Genomic DNA, 16,189 nt, shown 5'->3' on the forward strand with positions numbered 1-16,189 from the left:
CATGTCCCGTGCGGAGACCCGGCAACCGACCCTGCGTGCCCAGTGGCTCGCCCAGCGGATGCGCGAGTTGCGCCAGCAGCGCGGCCTGAGCACGGAGGAGGCCGCGAAGTACTTCGGCTCGGCCCTGGGCCGGTACGAACGCGCCGACTGGCCGTTCCAGCGCACCGATGTCCAGGCGTTGCTGGACGTGTACCGGGTCTTCGACGGGCGCGACCGGGCCCAACTGCTCCAGCTCTGCGACGACGCCCGGCGTACGGACCAGTGGGACGTCGACTTCGCCGACGCCTTCGTACGCCACAGCCGGCACCCGACGGCGCGATGATCGTCTACACCCGCGCCGGGTGGGACGCCTTCCTCGCCGGCGCCCGCGACGGCGAGTTCGACTTCTTCGACTGATCTCGCGCCGACTACCAGCGGCGGGTGGAGCGCCATTCGTCGGCCGCCTGCTGTGCGGCCTTGGCAGCCTGCCGCTGTGCCCGATCGAGATCACGCCTCCGGAATCCCGTGTAGAGCTTGTAACCGGCATAGAGCGGCACGAGCAGGGCGCCGAGGAAGAACGTGTACGGTCCGCCCTCGAACTGAAATGCCAGGTAGTAGGCGTAGCCGCCAGCCGCGAGAGCGCCGAGGCCACAGAGAGCCCGGTCGACGACCGAGGTCGTACCGAACCGGGTGACCGCCACCAGCAGCAGGACGACGGCGCTCACGCTCATCCCGACGACATGGACCACATAGAGGGACACGGAGTCCATCCTGGACGGCGATCGACGACCGGGACAAGCGAATTCTCTTCCGCACACTCTGCTTCCGCTCAGCAGGTGTAAAGGCGGTGCGGTTCTTGTCTCCACCCTCGCCAAGTCGCACGCCCTCCTCACCAGTGGACTCGACTCGTCCACCCCGACACCAAGTCGGGATCTTGGCAAGTTCTGGTTCGCCTCGAACCAGAATTCGCCGAGAATCTTGGCGAGCTTCGGCTATCCGGAGTTGGCGTGGGCTCGGACGGTGGCGACGTCCCAGCGCCAGATGGTGTCGCCGACGCAGACGGAGAGGGTACGGCTGTCCGGGGTGAAGGAGAGCTGCACACTCCGGTTCGTCAGATTCCGGTTCGACGGCACCACGCCGACCTGGCGGCGGGCGGCCACGTCCCACAGCCGTACGCCGTCGGCGTCCGTGCTGGCCAGGGTGCCGTCCTTGGCAAAGGCCACGTCGAGTACGCCGCTGCCGTGCGTGCCGAGCACGGCGGTCTGCTTGCGGGTGGCGACGTTCCACAGCCGCACGGTGCCGTCGATTCCGCCGGTCGCCAGGGTCCTGCCGTCCGGGCTGAACGCCACCGGTATGCCCGGGTCGGCCGCCGGCACCATGCCGCTCGGGAAGGTACTCGCCGTCAGCACGGCCAGCCGCTTGCGGGAGCGCGCGTCCCAGAGCAGGGTCCGACCCTTGCCGCCGTCGGTGGCCAGCAGCTTGCCGTCGGGGCTGAACGCCACGTGCCGGATCGCGGCCGGATCGTCGCTGTCGACCCGGCCACGCTGGCTCCAGCCCGAGACGCTCCAGAACCGCACCGACTCGTCGTGTCCGGCGCAGGCGAGGAACTGGTCGTCGCGGGGGCTGAAGGCGAGGCAGGAGGCCCACCACGAATCGCTGAGCCGGCGGAGCCGCGCGCCGCTCGCCACGTCCCAGACCTGGACGTAGCCGAAGATTCCAGAGTCGTACGTGGCCAGCAGCCGGCCGTTCGCGCTGAACGCCGCCCACTCGAAGTCCTCCCGGTGGACCGGACCCGAGCCCCCGGGTACCCGGTATGTCTCCTTGCCTACCGTCAACTGCTTGCCGACCGGCTGAAGGTCCGGAACCGTGTAGGTCCTGATCGCGTAGGTACCGACGGCGGCGAGCCGGGTGCCGTCCGGGCTGAGCACCACACTGTTGGCCTTGAAGTCGGCCGGCACCCGCAACACCTGTGGCTGTGGCGCTGCCGGCCCGGACGATGCTTCCGCACCGGTGGGGCCGGTACTCGGGGTCGGGTCGGCCGACGGATCACCGCCGCCCCCGTCCCACGGCAGGACGCTCCAGACCGCGTAGCCGAGCAGCACGAGCACGACCACGGCGGCGGCCACCAGGGCGAGCCGCCGACGGGCTCCCGGCGCCGGTCGTGGCTCCGGCCCGGGCGACGACTCCGGGGCGGTGCCGCCGGTCGGCGGCGCGTCGTCGACCAGCGGTACCGCGAGGACGGGCTCCAGCGCGGAGGCGTCGACGGGTGTCGGTGGAGCCGACTCCGCGACGTTGTCCGGTACCGCTCCGACGGCGGGCGCCTGCTGTTCCTCCGCTGCCGGCTCGGGCTCGCCGGCAGGGCCGAGCCGCCCTGCCAGCTCGGGCTCGCCCGCCGACTCCGGCTCCGGCTCCGGCTCCGACTCCGGCTTCGGCTCTGGAGCAGGCTGCGGCACGGGCTCTGGCGTAGGCTTCTGCCGCACGGTCGGCACGAGAGGCGACGGTGGCGGCCCGGACGCGGCGCGAGTCGAAGGCTCGATCCGGGCCGGCAGAGGGGCGTGCACGCTGCCGCTGGCGACCACCAGTTCCGGCTGGTCCACCAGTACCGGCGGTATGCCGAGCCGCCGGTGCAGCAGCGTGCCGACCAGCGGCATCCGGCTCGCCCCGCCGACCAGGAACAACCCGGCCAGCTCGGCCGGCGCCACCCCGGCCGTGGCCAGCACCCGGACCGCGACCGACACCGTACGCTCCAGGATCGGCTCGGCGAGCCGTTCGAGCTGCTCCCGGCCGAGCAGCGCCTCCTCGTCGACGATCGGTACGTGCAGCAACGCGGTCGGGGCCCGGGAGAGCAGTTCCTTGCCGACCCGTACGTCGTCCCAGAAAGCGCGGGAGGCGCGCCGGTCGGCGGCCCCGGTCGGCTGGAGCAGCCGCGACCAGGCCGACTCGTCCCGGGTCCGGTAGACCTCGCCGAGGGCGGTCACCAGGGCCGCGTCGATGTCCAGCCCGCCGACGTCGTCCAGCCCGTCGGTCGCCAGTACCTCGAAACCGCCGGCCGTGTGCCGGACCACGGTGGCGTCGAAGGTGCCGGCGCCCAGGTCGTACACCATGGTGGTGGACCCGGCTGGGAGCCGGCGGCCGGCGACGGTGAGGAAGTAGCTGGCCGCCGCCACCGGCTCGGTGACCAGGGCCGGCTCGGCGAAGACCGTCGACGCGGCGGCGAGCAGGGTCTGCCGGCGTACCGGTCCCCAGGAGACCGGATGGGTCAGCACCGCCCGGCCGACCGGCTCTCCCGCGACCTGGTCCGCCTCGGCCGCGATCCGGCGCAGCACGGCGGCGACGAGTTCGACGACCGGTACGGCCCGGTCGCCGAGCAGCACAGTGCCGTGGTCCACGCAGCGCTTCGGTGCCGGCTCGAACCGCTCCGGCTGGGTACGCGCCGAGTGCAGCGCATCCCGGCCGGTCAGCAGGCCGCCGTCCGCCTCCGCGAAGACGGCCGACGGAAGCAGTGGCGAGCCGTCGAACAACAGCGGGCGGGGCTGCGCTCCGGGACCGGCCAGCACAGCGGCAGTGCTCGACGTACCGAAGTCGACGCCGACCCGCACCCCGTCGACTCCCACGCCGACACTCTATGCCGGACCCGCCAGCCGAGACCACGCTGGCGGACGACGTCAGATGCGCCGGCGTCGGCAGCTTCAGTCCAGCGACCAGTTGCCCGAGTAGTCGATCGGAGGCCATCCCCAGGAGTCGCCACGCTTGACCATCCCGGTGTTGTCGCTGAGTGCCTGCTGAATCGTGACCATCGACTTGTCGGTCCGCTCGCTGTACTCCCGCAGCGCCATCACGGCCGCGACAAGTAGCCCAAGCACGACGGCAGCGGTGCCGACGGCGTCAACCGGGGCGGCCGGCGCGCCCACCAGGCTGTCGAGCAGTCCAATAGCGGCTATCAGCCCGACGATGAACGTCACAAATGCGGCCGCCAGGGCAAGCCAGAAGGCGAAGATCCCGTGCCCCAGTTCTGTCAACACGGTCTGGATCTTCTCCGTCACGGGCTTGATCGTAGCGATCGCCCGTGCTTGCGCGTCCGCCGATGCCGCGTATGCCGATGCCGCCGAACCCGACCATTCGCCGTGGGCCTTCATGCCGTAGGCGGATATCGTCTGGCTCAGTTCGCTCACCGGCGCACCGACCTTCGCGTTCCAATATTCACCAATGCGGAAGAGAGCCCATGGGAACCCCGGCTCGGCCAGGTACATCTGCATCTCGTCAAAAATACGATCCTTGAGTTCCAGAAATTCATTCCAGGTACGCTCGATCGCACCGGCTCCGATCCCAAGCGGTAGGCGGCTCAGCGCTTCGGTCAACCCGTCGGCCAGTTCGACCGTAAGCTGCTGGACCCGTTCCATGTATTGGTTTACCTCGTCGAGCAGTCGCTCCGCGTCTCGCTCCCACCACTCTGCCCCGATCGCGGTCACCTCGCCTCCCAGGTACGCTCGACCCGCACCGCAGCCCCGTCGTCGGCCCGACCGTAATTCTCCGCTATGAATCGGAGCGCCGATTCCATGTCCGCCATCGCCGCAGCCCCCTCGCGCAGAATCCTCGTCATGAATCCCTGCAACTCGGCGTACCGAACTCCGATGCCCGCCTCGTTCGGTAGACGCCCGAAGTGGAAACCGGTCAGGTCGAGGGACTCGGCCGCTCCGGCCGCCGCTGCCATAACCGCTGCCCCTTCCTGCCATCTCACGGCGTCTCGTTCGAGAACCTCGCGCGCCAGCGTGATCTGCGCCTCGTCCGGTTCCTGCTCCATCCACCTCACACTCTCCGTCGGTTAGCCGCCGAGACCCAGCCTGCGTAGTAGCACAGCCGGATTGGCGGCAATTTTCCGCACTTCGGCCACGGCGGGCGATGCCAAGAAGGTCGATTCGACCTGCAGGTCCATCTGTCGGTAGGCCTCGGAGCAGGCCATCTCGACCTCGCCGGCGATGGTTCGACCGGTCGGCTGCTGCTGGTGCAACCACCGCCGGCTGATCTCCAGATCAGTCAACTGACCACCCGTCAGCCGTACGGTGACCCGATCGTTCTCGCTATGCCCGGTGACCGATTGCCGAGCAACCTCCGTTACACGCTGACGATGGTCGTCCAGCTCAGACATCGCAGCCCGCAGCAGTTCGAGCATCCGGATCAGCTCTCCGGCCCGATCCCCTTCCTCCGTCCTCCGCTCGGTCTCATGGGGCTGCGGTGGGACACCGGCCTGTCGACCATCGGAGAGCGGCCGCTCGGACGACGGTCGGATCTCTGCCCGCTCGGCCACACGCGCCGACCACGTCGCCAGTCGATCATTCGCTGCCTGAGTCGTCGCTTCCAGGATTGCCGCCCGCAACCGGTCCGGGCCCAGGTCGTGCCACCAGTTCCGATCAATCTCGATATGGGACAGACGCCCCGCGTCATCGATTCGGGCCCGGACAATGCCGGTTCCATCAGCACCGGTACCCGCGACGCCGTTGATGTCGAGCCGCCAGCCGATTGACTCGGCCTGCTGGCGCAAAACATCAAACCTACGCTCGCTGTCCATATCTCCCCACACATCGACTGCTGTCCGAGGCGGGTTCAGCCCGCGCTGGCATTCGCCGCCGCCCCACGGAGCCAGGTGACGGTCTCCACAGCGCCCGGACAACGCGCCACGGAGAGCGCGTTGGCAAGCGCGAATAGTTGATCTGGTGGTAGCTGGATGGCATCCGGGTTGGCCAGACGGAGGTGCACGGTTCTACCCTCGCCGGTAACGGCGAGCACTGCCATCATTGGGGCTGGTCCGACCACACCGGCACGACGCACCGGGCCGACGAGCGGCCTGTTAGTCACACGAACTGCCACGGATGTGGCGTAGGAAAGCTCGACCGTCCGCTCCCGAACGACTCGTACCGTAAGCCTGCTGCCCTCCAGCCAGGCGTCGGTACGTACCACCCTTGTGATCCGCACCGCGGTATAGGCCACGACCGCCCCGGAGGCCAGTACGGCCAGCACGATCGGCAGGAAGCCCCACCGTTCAGGGCCACTCGGATCACCAGGGGCCAGAATTGCTATCCCCACCAACCCCAGTAAGGTGCCGGCACATATCGCTGCGCCAGCTGCCATGCCTCCGAGAAACACCATGAAGACGACGCGGATGGTTCGGCTACCGTGAAATCCCACGGACAGCCGATATCGATGCATCCCGCTCTGCACCTGGCCATGATGGCAGATAACGGCGCCACTGTGGGTGGTCAAGATTGCGACAGAGGGTCGATGCCCTGGCCAAGGGCTGGGCGAGCTCGGTGGGGGTGCTGGGCAAGCGCCGCAGTGCCGCGCAGCCAAGCCACCACCTCCACCGCGCCGGGACAACGAGCCGTCGACAGCGCATTGGCAAGTGCGAGTAGCTGTTCCGGTGGTAGTTGGACTGCCTCGCGGCTGGCTAGACGCAGCCGCACGCTGCCGTTGCCATCAGCCACCTCGAGCACCGACACCGGTTGGGCCGGACCGACGATCCCACTGTGGCGTACCGGGCCGACGAGTTTCTGGTTGATCTGACGCAACGCCACCGACCGGGCGTCCGCAAGTTCAACAGTCCGCTGCCGTAAGCCCCGCACGGTTAGCCGAGTGCCCTCCAGCCAGGCAGCCAGCCGAACGCCGAACGCGATCACCAGAGCCACGTAGACCACGACAGACATGGCGAGCACCCCAGCCGTTACAAGCGGCAGGTGACCCAGCGCTATCGGGCTATCAGGGCGATCGGGTATCGCCCAGAGCAGCATCATGCCCACAATGAATCCGAGGCATCCGGATGCCACTGTGGCCATCCCACCAAGCACCAGCACAAACACCACCCGCAACGCACGAGTGCCGTGGAAGCCGACCGAGAGGTGATATCGATACACCCCTGGGTGCACCCGGCCATGATGGCAGACGGGGGCGACACGTAGGGTGGTCAAGATTGCGACAGAAGGTCAGCGGCTGTCGCTGCCGGATGCTCAGACGGTCAGCGGTCGACCTGGGTGAAGTCCCAGACGTGTGGGGTACGGGCCAGCATCCGGGCCGGTGGGTCAGGCAGCGAGACCGGGTTGGCCCGCCACTTCGAGATGACCACCAGCCGGTTGTCGGTGGAGGAGAAGACCTCACTGGAGATGTGCAGCGGGTTGTGCTCCAGCTCGGGCAGGGCGCTGTCGCAAACCCAGGAGATCAGGTCGGCGAAGCCGGCACGCTCCGCGCGTACCTCCCACATCCGTACGATCACGTCGGCCATCACGCTCCCCACCGCCCTCGACGCCGCCGGAACACTACACGCTGACGATCGTGAGCGGCATCGCGGAATCGGCGGGCAGGTCCAGCCGGCTCGGGGCCACCCCGGCGGCCACCAGGTGCGACCCGAGCGCCGCGACCATCGCACCGTTGTCGGTGCAGAGCTTCGGCCGGGGTACCCGGACCCGGATGCCGTGTTTCGCCGCCCGTTCCTCGGCCAGCGCCCGTAGCCGGGAGTTGGCCGCGACTCCGCCGCCGAGCACCAGCGTCTCGACGCCCCGGTCCCGGCAGGCCGCGATGGCCTTGCCGGTCAGTACGTCGCAGACCGCCTCCTGGAACGAGGCGGCCACGTCCGGCACGGGTACCGGCTCGCCGGCCCGCTGCTTCGCCTCGACCCAGCGGGCGACCGCGGTCTTGAGCCCGGAGAACGAGAAGTCGAACCGGTGCGCGGCGAGGTCCTTCGGCGCGGTCAGCCCGCGCGGGAAGGCGATCGCGTCCGGAGCGCCGGACCGCGCCTCCCGGTCGATCGGCGGGCCGCCCGGGAACGGCAGCCCGAGCAGCCGGGCCACCTTGTCGAACGCCTCCCCGGCGGCGTCGTCGATGGTGGCACCGAGCGGGGTGACCCCGGTGGCCAGGTCGTCCACCAGCAGCAGCGAGGAGTGTCCACCGGAGACCAGCAGCGCGATCGCCGGCTCGGGCAGCGGGCCGTGTTCCAGGGTGTCCACCGCGACGTGCGCGGCCAGGTGGTTGACCCCGTACACCGGCTTTTCGGCGGCCAGCGCGTAGCCCTTGGCGGCGGCCACCCCGACCAGCAGCGCGCCGGCCAGCCCGGGACCGGCGGTGACGGCGATCGCGTCGATGTCGGCCAGGGTCACCCCGGCGTCGTCCAGCGCACGACGCATGGTCGGCACGATCGCCTCCAGGTGCGCCCGGCTGGCCACCTCCGGCACCACCCCGCCGAACCGGGCGTGCTCGTCCACACTGGACGCCAGCGCGTCGGCGAGCAGGGTGTGCCCGCGTACGACGCCGACGCCGGTCTCGTCGCAGGACGTCTCTATCCCGAGGATCAGGGGTTCGTCAGCCATCGTTCGCCCGCTCCAGTTCGGCCTGCATCACCAGCGCGTCGGTGTTGCTCGGTTGGTAGTAGCCGCGCCGCACGCCAACCGGCTCGAAGCCGTACGTCGCGTAGAGGCGCTGGGCCGGTGCGTTGTCCACCGCCACCTCCAGCAGTACCCGGCGTACGCCCCGCCGGGTCGCCTCGGCCAGCAGCTCGGTCAGCAGCATCCGGCCGATGCCGCTGCGCTGGGCATCCCGGCGTACCGCCACGTTCTGCACCCAGGCCTCGTCCGGCGGCGCGACGGCGAGGCCGGCATAGCCGACGAGTGCGTCGGTGCCGTCCAGCGCCGCCAGATAGTGGTGGCCATTCGCCAGCTCGTTCCAGAACATCGCCGCCGACCACTGCTCGGCACCGAACAGGTCCGCCTCGATCGGCAGCGCCTCGGAAATGTGCCACCAGCGGAACGGGCCCAGCCTGGTCATCCGAGCCCTGCCCTCATCGACCACTGCCCTCACTGTAAGACCGGCTTGCGTCCGGCCGCCGCCACGGCGTCCGGCCTGCGCAGGTAGAGCGGCGTGAGCGGGTCGCCGGGGGCGCCGGCCCGGACCCGTTCGGCCGCCAGCTCCGCCAGGGCGTACGGCGGGGGGTAGTCCAGCCCGGCTCGCGGTGGCAGTCCGAGGATGTCGGCGTACCGCCGGGCCCCCTCGCCGACCGCGACCCGGACGCCCAGGTCCCGGGCCCGCTCGGCGACGGCGGCCGGGGTGTCGACCTCGGGCCCGGCCAGCCGCTCCCCGGCCAGGTCGTAGACGGCCCAGTAGATCTCCCGGCGGCGGGCGTCGGTGGCCGCCAGCACCGGTCCCACCTCCGGAACCGCCCCCGACCGCGGGTGGGTCGCGGCGTGCCCGATGGCGTCGAGCGAGGGCACACCGTAGGTGGGGATGCCCAGCACCTGTCCCATGCTCGCCGCGGTGACCAGGCCGACCCGCAGCCCGGTGAACGGCCCGGGCCCGACCCCGGCCACCACGGCGGTCAGGTCGGCCGGGCGGGCGCCGGCCTCGGCCAGCACCTCGGACACCTGCGGCGCGAGCAGTTCACCGTGGGCCCGGGCGTCGACGACGCTGCGCTCACCGCGCAGCGCGACCGTGTCGGCGGTGACCTCCGCCAGCGCGGCGGTCACCGCCGGGGTCGAGGAGTCCAGCACGAGTACGAGCACATAGGCACCCTAACCGGGCGGTCGCCGACGCTGGGCGCGACCCGGGGGCGACGTGGGCCGCCCCGTCGCGGCCGGTCACATCCGCCTACGAGCCCGACATCGAACGGCGCTGGGCGCGACCCCGAGCGGCGTGGGCACCGGGAGCGCGACCCCAGGGCGGCGTGGGCACCGGGGGCCGACCCGGTCACGTCCGCCCCGCCGGACCGACATCGGTGGCGAGCGTGATACCACCGAGTCATCTTGATGACAGGGTGGTATCACGCTCTCTCGGATACATGCAGCATCTGACGATGCCTTCGTCCCGGCTCAGCACACTGCTCGGCACGACCCTGCGTCGGCAGCGGGAACTGCACGGCCTGACCCAACGCGATCTGGCGGAACGCTCCGGCGCCAGCCAGGCGGCGATCGCCCGGATCGAACAGGGTGTGCGAGCACCGACGGTGGCGATGCTCGAAAGGCTGCTGACCGCGCTCGATCTCCAGCTCACGGTGGGCGTCGAGCCGCTCGACGCACAGCTCGACGCGCGGATCGACGCGCTGCGCGGCCAGACTGTCGCGGAGCGGATCGCCACGCTTGGGCTCGATCGGATGCTGGACCGGCTCGGCGACCTGCCGTACGTGTTGACCGGCGCCACGGCGGCCCTGCTACAGGGCGCGCCGGTACCGGTGGACGACCTGGAGATCATCGTGGCCTGGCGGGACGCCGAGCGGTTCGCGGGTTGGCTTGAGCGCTACTACGCCCAGCGCTGGAACCCACGGTGGGAGGAGTTCGGCTACCTGCCCGCCGACCCGCGGGAACCCGGCGAGCACCGCTGGCAGGTGGTCGGTGGGGTGCTGCGGGCCAGCATGGTTGACGAGCTGCCGGCGGCGGTCGAGGTCCGGCACGCCGACCGGAGCTACCGGGTGGTGCCGCTCGCCCTGGTCGAGGTGACCGAGCCGGCCACCGCCGATCTCATGCGGCGGTGGCGGACCCGGCACGCCTCCTCAGCGGACTGACAGGTCCCAGTCGACGGTGGGCCGGCCGGAGTCGGCGAGCGCCTTGTTGCAGGCGCTGAACGGGCGGCTGCCGAGGAAACCGCGAGGGTTCATCGGACTCGGATGGCCGGCCTCCAGCACCACGTGTGCCGGATTGGTGACCAGCGCGGCCTTCTTGCGCGCGTATCCGCCCCAGAGCAGGAAGACGATCCGCTCCGGACGGGCGTCGAGGGCCTTGATGGTGGCGTCGGTGAACGCCTCCCAGCCCTTGTTGCCGTGCGAGCCCGGAGTCGCCTGCCGGACGGTCAGCACCGCGTTGAGCAGCAGCACGCCCTGGTTGGCCCAGCGGGTCAGATTGCCGCTGCGCGACATCGGCACCCCGAGGTCGTCGGCCAGCTCCTTGAAGACGTTACGCAGCGACGGCGGCACCGAGACGCCGTCGCGGACGCTGAAGCTGAGCCCGTGCGCCTGCCCCGCCTTGTGGTAGGGATCCTGGCCGAGGATCAGCACCCGGCAGTCCTCCGGCACGCAGAGCCGGTAGGCCGCGAAGAGGTCCTCCACCGGCGGGAAGACGGTCTGGGTCGCGTATTCCCCGGCGACGAACTCGGCCAACGCGGCGGTCTGGGCCGGGTCGAGATGCGGGTCCAGCGCCGCCTGCCAGGCTGGAGGCAGCAGGGCCGGAAGATCCAGGGTCATCGGTAACCTCTCGAGCGCCACGGTCGTTTCCCGCACTCTAGAAGTCCGGTACGACACCGGGAAATTCCGGTACGCCGCCCCTTCTCGACGCGGGCGCGGCGCACCTCTTCAGCGCAGCTCGGCGAGCCGGTCGGCCCAGTCACCGCCGCGCGGCACCAGTCCGACGCGCCGGGTGTCGTCGTCCCGCCGGTCGATGACCACCCGCAGATGCGTCTCGACCAGGTGCTCGACCATGCCCTCACCCCACTCGACCACGGTGACCGCCTCGTCCACCGAGGCGTCCAGGTCGAGGTCGTCGATCTCGGCCCGGGGGTCGACCGCGTCGCCCAGCCGGTACGCGTCGGCGTGCACCAGCATGGTCCGGCCGCCCCGGGCCGGATCGGGCCGGTGCACCCGGGCGATCACGAAGGTCGGCGAGGTGACGTCGCCGAGTACGCCCAGCCCGGCGGCGATCCCCTGCACCAGTGCGGTCTTGCCGGCGCCCAGCGGGCCGGTGAGCACCAGCAGGTCCCCGGTGCGGAGCAGCCTACCGAGCCGCCGCCCGAACTCGTGGGTGTCCGCCACCGTCGGCAGCTCGCGGACCAGTTCGGTGCCGCGCAACGCGTCGCTCATCCGGACAGCTCAGTCCTTCCCTCGGCCGGGCAGCCGGTCGAGGAAGTCCAGCAGTGCCGTGTTGACCTCGTCGGCGTGTTCCAGCATCACCACGTGCCCGCTGTCGGGCACCTTGACGTACTCGGCGTCCGGCAGCCAGCGGACGATCTCTTCGGAGTGGGTGACCGGCGTGATCATGTCGCGCTCACCCACGATGACCAGGGTCGGACTGTCCCGCAGTGCGGCCAGCACCGGATAGCGGGCATGGGTGTAGATGGTGCGCAGATAGCGGGCCACCGTCTCGGTGGAGGTGCGCGAGTTCATCTTCTCCACATAGGAGACCAGCGCCGGGCTGGGGGTGGGGGTGCCGAAGCCGTACCGGCGGGTGAGCAGCCAGGCCAGGTTGGCCGAGGCACGGCGGGCCCGGTCGATCATGCTGCCGGTCACCCGGGTGGCGTTGTCGACCACCGGCAGCAGCGGTGCGCCGGCCCGGGCGACGATCGTCGGCAGGCCGAACTTCGTCTCCGCCACCAGCCCGCCCGAGGTGGCCATCAGCACGGTACCGATCACCCGCTCGGCGAACAGCTCCGGATAGCGCTCCGCGAACGCCATGATGGTCATGCCGCCCATCGAGTGCCCGATCAGCACCAGCGGACCGGTCGGCGCCGTCCGGTCGATCACCGAGCGGAGCGTCTCGCCGAGGGCCTGGAGTTGGTATTCGCCGGACTCCAGCCGGCCGGACCGGCCGTGCCCCGGCTGGTCGTAGAAGACCATCCGGTCCTCACCCAGCTCGGTGAGGATCTTGCGCTGGAAGTGGAAGGTCCCCATGTCCAGGCAGAAGCCGTGCACGAAGACCAGGGTCGGCCGTTCCGGGCCGGGCGGCGGCCCGACCAGTTCCACGTGGATGTCGGTGCCGTCGGCGATGGAGACGGTGCAGGAGTCGTCGTAGGGCAGCGCCCCGAACGGCTCCGTCGCGTGCCGGTCGCCGGGTGCGGTCTTGGAACGGCGTACCACCGCCCGCTCGGCGGCCACCCCGGCGGCGATGCCGGCCGCCGCGACCCCGGCCGCCGCGCCGATGATGCCGGCCACCCGGAACAGCCCGGTCCGGGTCGGGGTACGCCGGGACGGCTGCCGCTGCACCGGTACCCGGGGCGGGGCGAGCCGCTTGGCGGGACTCACCGGAGCCCGCCTTCCGTTCGTGACTGCGGGGCTCGCAAACCCGGCTCACTCCTCGCACTCACGAACCCGCCTTCCGTTCGTGACTGCGGGGCTCGCAAACCCGGCTCACTCCTCGCACTCACGAACCCGCCTTCCGTTCGTGACTGCGGGGCTCGCAAACCCGGCTCACTCCTCGCACTCACGATGCTGCTCCGTCGTACACCCGGGGCACCCGGACCCCGCCGAATCGGGTGACGATCTCGTAGTTGATGGTGCCGATCGCCTCGGCCCAGTCGTCGGCGGTGGGTACGCCGTCGGCGCCGCTGCCGAAGAGGGTCGCCACGTCGCCCGGGGCGACCGGGTCGTCGCCGCAGTCCAGCATGATCTGGTCCATGCAGACCCGGCCGGCGATCCGGCGCCGGGCACCGGCGAGCTGGACCGGGCCGACGTTGGAGGCGTGCCGGGGCACTCCGTCGGCGTAGCCCAGCGGCACGACGGCCAGCGTCGTCTCCCGCTCGGTGTGGTAGGTGTGCCCGTAGGAGACCCCGGTGCCGGCCGGTACCCGCTTGGTCAGTGTCACCCGGGCCCGGGCGGTCATCGCCGGCCGCAGCCCGAACTGCTCGCCGGGCACCGGCGACAGCCCGTACATCGCGATGCCGGGACGGACCAGGTCGAAGTGGGTGTCGGGCCGGGTCAGCGTGGCCGCCGAGTTGGCCAGGTGCCGGTAGCGGGGGCGTAGCCCGGCCCGCTCGGCCAGGGCCAGCCCCTCGCCGAAGGCCGCGAGCTGCCGGTCGGTGGTGGCGTGCGTGGGGGCGTCGGCGTGGACCAGGTGGCTCCAGAGCCCGACCACCTCGATCAACCCGTCGGCCTGGGCCTTCGCCGCCGCGTCGAGCAGCTCGGGCCAGTCGTCCAGGGTCGCGCCGCCCCGGGACAGGCCAGTGTCGATCTTGAGGTGGGCGCGGGCCGGCCGGCCGGCCCGCTCGGCGGCGGCGACCAGCTCGGCGAGCTGGCCGAGGCTGGCGGCGGCCAGGTCGACCCCGGCGGTCACCCCGTCGTGCAGCGGCAGCCCGGGCGCCAGCAGCCAGGCCAGCACCGGCGCGGTGATCCCGCCCCGGCGCAGCGTCAACGCCTCGTCCAGGGTGCAGACGCCCAGCCAGTCCGCGCCGGCGTCGAGCGCCGCCCCGGCGACCGGCAGCATGCCGTGGCCGTACGCGTCGCCCTTGACCACGGCCATCAGCTCGGCACTCGTCCCGGCCCGCAGTCGGGACACGTTGTCGCGGATCGCGTCAAGGTCGACGCGTACCTCGGCCTGCCACATGCGCTAAGCCTACTTGTGGGTAGATCGAATTGGCCCCGGGTGGCGCGACCAGGACACCTCGCCGGTCACCGGGGCAGCCTGGCGATCACCGGACGCAGCGCGGCGGCCACGTCGTCGGCGGTCACCGGCCCGCGCCGGGCCGCCTCCTGCCCGGCCAGCCCGTGCAGGTACGCCGCGGCGGCCGCCGCCCGCTCCGCCGACAGACCGGCGGCGAGCAGCGAGCCCAGCAACCCGGCCAGCACGTCGCCGGTGCCGCCGGTGGCCAGTGCCGGGGTGCCGGTCGGGTTGGCGAAGGCCCGCCCGTCCGGGGTGGCGATCACCGTCCGGTCACCCTTGAGCAGCACCACCGCCTTCATCCAGGTGGCCAGTTGCAGTGCTGCCCCGACCCGGTCCCTGGGCGGCTCGCCGCAGAGCCGGGCGTACTCCCGGTCGTGCGGGGTGACCACGATCGGCGCGTCCCGCTCCCGCAGCCGCTCGGCCATCGAGCCGTCCACCAGCAGGGTGAGCGCGTCGGCGTCCAGCACCACCGGCACCGGCGCGGCGAGTACGCAGCGCAGCTCGGTGGCGGCGGTGGAGTCGGTGCCGAGCCCGGAGCCGCAGACCCAGGCCTGCACCCGACCGGCGTCGTTGACCCGGTCGGCGGCGACCACCGACGGGTAGCGGCGCAGCACCTCGGACCGGGCTCCACCGGCGTACCGGATCATGCCGGTCGGCCCGGCGACCGCGCCACCGACCGAGAGCACCGCAGCGCCCGGGTACGTCGCCGAACCGGTGGCCAGGCCGACCACGCCCCGGCTGTACTTCTCCTCCTCGGGGCCGAGCCGCGGCCACCAGTCGCGCACGTCCGACCACTCGGTGACCCGTACCGCCGGAGTGGCCCGCAGCCACGGGCCGAGCCCGATGTCGACCAGCTCGACCCGCCCGGCCCGGGGTGCGGCCGCCCCGACCACCAGGGCCGGCTTCAGGCAGCCGAAGGTGACCGTGAGGTCGGCGGTCACCGTGCTGGGCAGGCCGACCGAGGACGGCACCTCGCCGGTGTCCACCTCGACCCCGCTCGGCACGTCCACCGCCACCACCGGCGGCCGGTCCCCGGACCGGCCGGTCAGACCGGGCAGTCCGGCCACCAGCCGGGCCGCCGGCTCGCGCAGCCCGCCCGAGCCGCCGATCCCGACGATCCCGTCCAGCACCAGGTCGGCCCGGTCCTGCAACCCGTCGACGATCCGCCCGCCGGCCGCCCGCAGCGCGGCCAGGCCGCCCTGGTGCACCCGCTCGGGCGCCAGCAGCACGGCACTCACCGCCGCGCCCCGGCCGGCGAGCCGGGCACCCGCGTAGAGGGTGTCGCCACCGTTGTCGCCGGAGCCGACCAGCAGCAGCACCCGGGCGCCGTACACCCCGCCGCCCCGCTCGGCGAGCAGCCGGGCGCAGTGCCCGGCGAGCCCACCGGCGGCACGCCGCATCAGGGTGCCGGGCGGCAGGGTGGCCATCAGGGCATGCTCGGCGGCGCGTACGTCCGCCACCCGCCACGCGGCCCTCATCGCTCCGCCACCACCATCGCCGAGGCGATGCCGCCGTCGTGCGACAGCGACAGGTGCCAGCGCTGCACCCCGTGCTCGGTGGCGGCGGCCGCGACCGTGCCGGAGACGGTCAGCCAGGGCCGCCCGTCCGGGTCGGCGACCACCTCGCAGTCGTGCCAGCGCAGTCCCGCCGGTGCGCCCAGCGCCTTGGCCACCGCCTCCTTCGCGGCGAACCGGGCTGCCAGCGACTCGGCCGAGCGCGGACTGCCCGACCCGGTGGCGCGTTCCGCCTCGGTGAAGAGCCGATCGGCCAGCAGCGGGGTGCGGGCGAGCGCCCGGGCGAACCGATCCACCAGAACGACGTCGATGCCGACTGCGACGATCACCGCCTCACCCTACCGGCGGGCGCCGGAGCGCATGCCA

19 protein-coding genes are annotated in these 16,189 nt (G+C 71.7%); 2 read left to right on the top strand and 17 right to left on the bottom strand.

Annotated elements, in window-relative coordinates; genetic code table 11:
- Position 1 precedes the first annotated feature (1 nt).
- Positions 2-322 carry a helix-turn-helix transcriptional regulator gene (locus tag R6Y94_RS11925; RefSeq protein ID WP_318395886.1) on the top strand — a complete coding sequence of 107 codons (321 nt, stop codon included), beginning with the start codon at positions 2-4 and terminating at the stop codon, positions 320-322.
- Positions 323-407: 85 nt separating this feature from the next.
- On the opposite strand, the gene R6Y94_RS11930 is transcribed toward R6Y94_RS11925, so the two are convergent.
- From R6Y94_RS11930 to tsaB, 11 genes are all read right to left on the bottom strand, one after another.
- The gene (locus R6Y94_RS11930; protein ID WP_318395887.1) at positions 408-740 is read right to left on the bottom strand and encodes a hypothetical protein; all 333 of its coding nucleotides are present in this window, start codon (positions 738-740) and stop codon (positions 408-410) included.
- A 231-nt stretch (positions 741-971) separates the two neighbouring features.
- Positions 972-3,593, bottom strand: coding sequence for an Hsp70 family protein (locus tag R6Y94_RS11935; protein WP_318395888.1), 2,622 nt, complete (start codon positions 3,591-3,593; stop codon positions 972-974).
- Between the two features lie 75 nt (positions 3,594-3,668).
- Entirely contained in the window at positions 3,669-4,448 is a 780-nt protein-coding gene (locus R6Y94_RS11940) for a hypothetical protein (protein ID WP_318395889.1), read from the bottom strand.
- Entirely contained in the window at positions 4,445-4,780 is a 336-nt protein-coding gene (locus R6Y94_RS11945; protein WP_318395890.1) for a hypothetical protein, read from the bottom strand. Before R6Y94_RS11945 ends, R6Y94_RS11940 begins: the two co-directional genes overlap by 4 nt.
- Before the next feature lie 21 nt (positions 4,781-4,801).
- Positions 4,802-5,545 carry a hypothetical protein gene (locus tag R6Y94_RS11950; RefSeq protein WP_318395891.1) on the bottom strand — a complete coding sequence of 248 codons (744 nt, stop codon included), beginning with the start codon at positions 5,543-5,545 and terminating at the stop codon, positions 4,802-4,804.
- Between the two features lie 35 nt (positions 5,546-5,580).
- Positions 5,581-6,195, bottom strand: a complete 615-nt coding sequence (locus R6Y94_RS11955; RefSeq protein ID WP_318395892.1) for a hypothetical protein — start codon at positions 6,193-6,195, stop codon at positions 5,581-5,583.
- Between the two features lie 38 nt (positions 6,196-6,233).
- Positions 6,234-6,896 carry a hypothetical protein gene (locus R6Y94_RS11960; RefSeq protein WP_318395893.1) on the bottom strand — a complete coding sequence of 221 codons (663 nt, stop codon included), beginning with the start codon at positions 6,894-6,896 and terminating at the stop codon, positions 6,234-6,236.
- Positions 6,897-6,985: 89 nt separating this feature from the next.
- Positions 6,986-7,240, bottom strand: coding sequence for a hypothetical protein (locus R6Y94_RS11965; RefSeq protein WP_318396093.1), 255 nt, complete (start codon positions 7,238-7,240; stop codon positions 6,986-6,988).
- A gap of 43 nt (positions 7,241-7,283) precedes the next feature.
- Positions 7,284-8,330, bottom strand: coding sequence for a tRNA (adenosine(37)-N6)-threonylcarbamoyltransferase complex transferase subunit TsaD (gene tsaD, locus R6Y94_RS11970; RefSeq protein ID WP_318395894.1), 1,047 nt, complete (start codon positions 8,328-8,330; stop codon positions 7,284-7,286).
- The gene (gene rimI, locus R6Y94_RS11975; RefSeq protein ID WP_318395895.1) at positions 8,323-8,784 is read right to left on the bottom strand and encodes a ribosomal protein S18-alanine N-acetyltransferase; all 462 of its coding nucleotides are present in this window, start codon (positions 8,782-8,784) and stop codon (positions 8,323-8,325) included. Before rimI ends, tsaD begins: the two co-directional genes overlap by 8 nt.
- 29 nt (positions 8,785-8,813) lie before the next feature.
- Positions 8,814-9,515, bottom strand: a complete 702-nt coding sequence (gene tsaB / locus R6Y94_RS11980; protein ID WP_318395896.1) for a tRNA (adenosine(37)-N6)-threonylcarbamoyltransferase complex dimerization subunit type 1 TsaB — start codon at positions 9,513-9,515, stop codon at positions 8,814-8,816.
- Between the two features lie 290 nt (positions 9,516-9,805).
- On the opposite strand from tsaB, the gene R6Y94_RS11985 reads away from it, so the two are divergent.
- Entirely contained in the window at positions 9,806-10,510 is a 705-nt protein-coding gene (locus R6Y94_RS11985) for a helix-turn-helix transcriptional regulator (protein ID WP_318395897.1), read from the top strand.
- Here R6Y94_RS11985 and R6Y94_RS11990 read toward each other — a convergent pair.
- The 6 genes from R6Y94_RS11990 to R6Y94_RS12015 all read right to left on the bottom strand — a co-directional run bounded on the left by R6Y94_RS11990 (position 10,499) and on the right by R6Y94_RS12015 (position 16,152).
- Entirely contained in the window at positions 10,499-11,185 is a 687-nt protein-coding gene (locus R6Y94_RS11990; protein WP_318395898.1) for a uracil-DNA glycosylase, read from the bottom strand. The genes R6Y94_RS11985 and R6Y94_RS11990 overlap by 12 nt on opposite strands.
- A gap of 108 nt (positions 11,186-11,293) precedes the next feature.
- Entirely contained in the window at positions 11,294-11,797 is a 504-nt protein-coding gene (tsaE, locus tag R6Y94_RS11995; RefSeq protein ID WP_318395899.1) for a tRNA (adenosine(37)-N6)-threonylcarbamoyltransferase complex ATPase subunit type 1 TsaE, read from the bottom strand.
- Between the two features lie 9 nt (positions 11,798-11,806).
- The gene (locus R6Y94_RS12000) at positions 11,807-12,874 is read right to left on the bottom strand and encodes an alpha/beta fold hydrolase (protein ID WP_412102754.1); all 1,068 of its coding nucleotides are present in this window, start codon (positions 12,872-12,874) and stop codon (positions 11,807-11,809) included.
- A gap of 259 nt (positions 12,875-13,133) precedes the next feature.
- Positions 13,134-14,252, bottom strand: coding sequence for an alanine racemase (gene alr, locus R6Y94_RS12005; protein WP_318395900.1), 1,119 nt, complete (start codon positions 14,250-14,252; stop codon positions 13,134-13,136).
- A 65-nt stretch (positions 14,253-14,317) separates the two neighbouring features.
- The gene (locus R6Y94_RS12010) at positions 14,318-15,787 is read right to left on the bottom strand and encodes an NAD(P)H-hydrate dehydratase (RefSeq protein WP_318395901.1); all 1,470 of its coding nucleotides are present in this window, start codon (positions 15,785-15,787) and stop codon (positions 14,318-14,320) included.
- A complete protein-coding gene (locus tag R6Y94_RS12015; RefSeq protein WP_318395902.1) occupies positions 15,784-16,152 on the bottom strand; it encodes a holo-ACP synthase in 369 nt (122 codons plus the stop codon). Before R6Y94_RS12015 ends, R6Y94_RS12010 begins: the two co-directional genes overlap by 4 nt.
- Positions 16,153-16,189: the final 37 nt, after the last annotated feature.

The organism is Plantactinospora sp. KLBMP9567 (assembly GCF_033446045.1).
GTDB lineage: Bacteria > Actinomycetota > Actinomycetes > Mycobacteriales > Micromonosporaceae > Plantactinospora.

Bases quoted from the DNA above. Each gene is read 5' to 3' on its own strand.
- rimI (WP_318395895.1), bottom strand. From the start codon at position 8,784: ATGACCAGGCTGGGCCCGTTCCGCTGGTGGCACATTTCCGAGGCGCTG.
- tsaD (WP_318395894.1), bottom strand. From the start codon at position 8,330: ATGGCTGACGAACCCCTGATCCTCGGGATAGAGACGTCCTGCGACGAG.
- R6Y94_RS11925 (WP_318395886.1), top strand. From the start codon at position 2: ATGTCCCGTGCGGAGACCCGGCAACCGACCCTGCGTGCCCAGTGGCTC.
- R6Y94_RS11985 (WP_318395897.1), top strand. From the start codon at position 9,806: ATGCCTTCGTCCCGGCTCAGCACACTGCTCGGCACGACCCTGCGTCGG.
- R6Y94_RS11945 (WP_318395890.1), bottom strand. From the start codon at position 4,780: ATGGAGCAGGAACCGGACGAGGCGCAGATCACGCTGGCGCGCGAGGTT.
- alr (WP_318395900.1), bottom strand. From the start codon at position 14,252: ATGTGGCAGGCCGAGGTACGCGTCGACCTTGACGCGATCCGCGACAAC.
- R6Y94_RS11990 (WP_318395898.1), bottom strand. From the start codon at position 11,185: ATGACCCTGGATCTTCCGGCCCTGCTGCCTCCAGCCTGGCAGGCGGCG.
- R6Y94_RS11950 (WP_318395891.1), bottom strand. From the start codon at position 5,545: ATGGACAGCGAGCGTAGGTTTGATGTTTTGCGCCAGCAGGCCGAGTCA.
- tsaE (WP_318395899.1), bottom strand. From the start codon at position 11,797: ATGAGCGACGCGTTGCGCGGCACCGAACTGGTCCGCGAGCTGCCGACG.
- R6Y94_RS12010 (WP_318395901.1), bottom strand. From the start codon at position 15,787: ATGAGGGCCGCGTGGCGGGTGGCGGACGTACGCGCCGCCGAGCATGCC.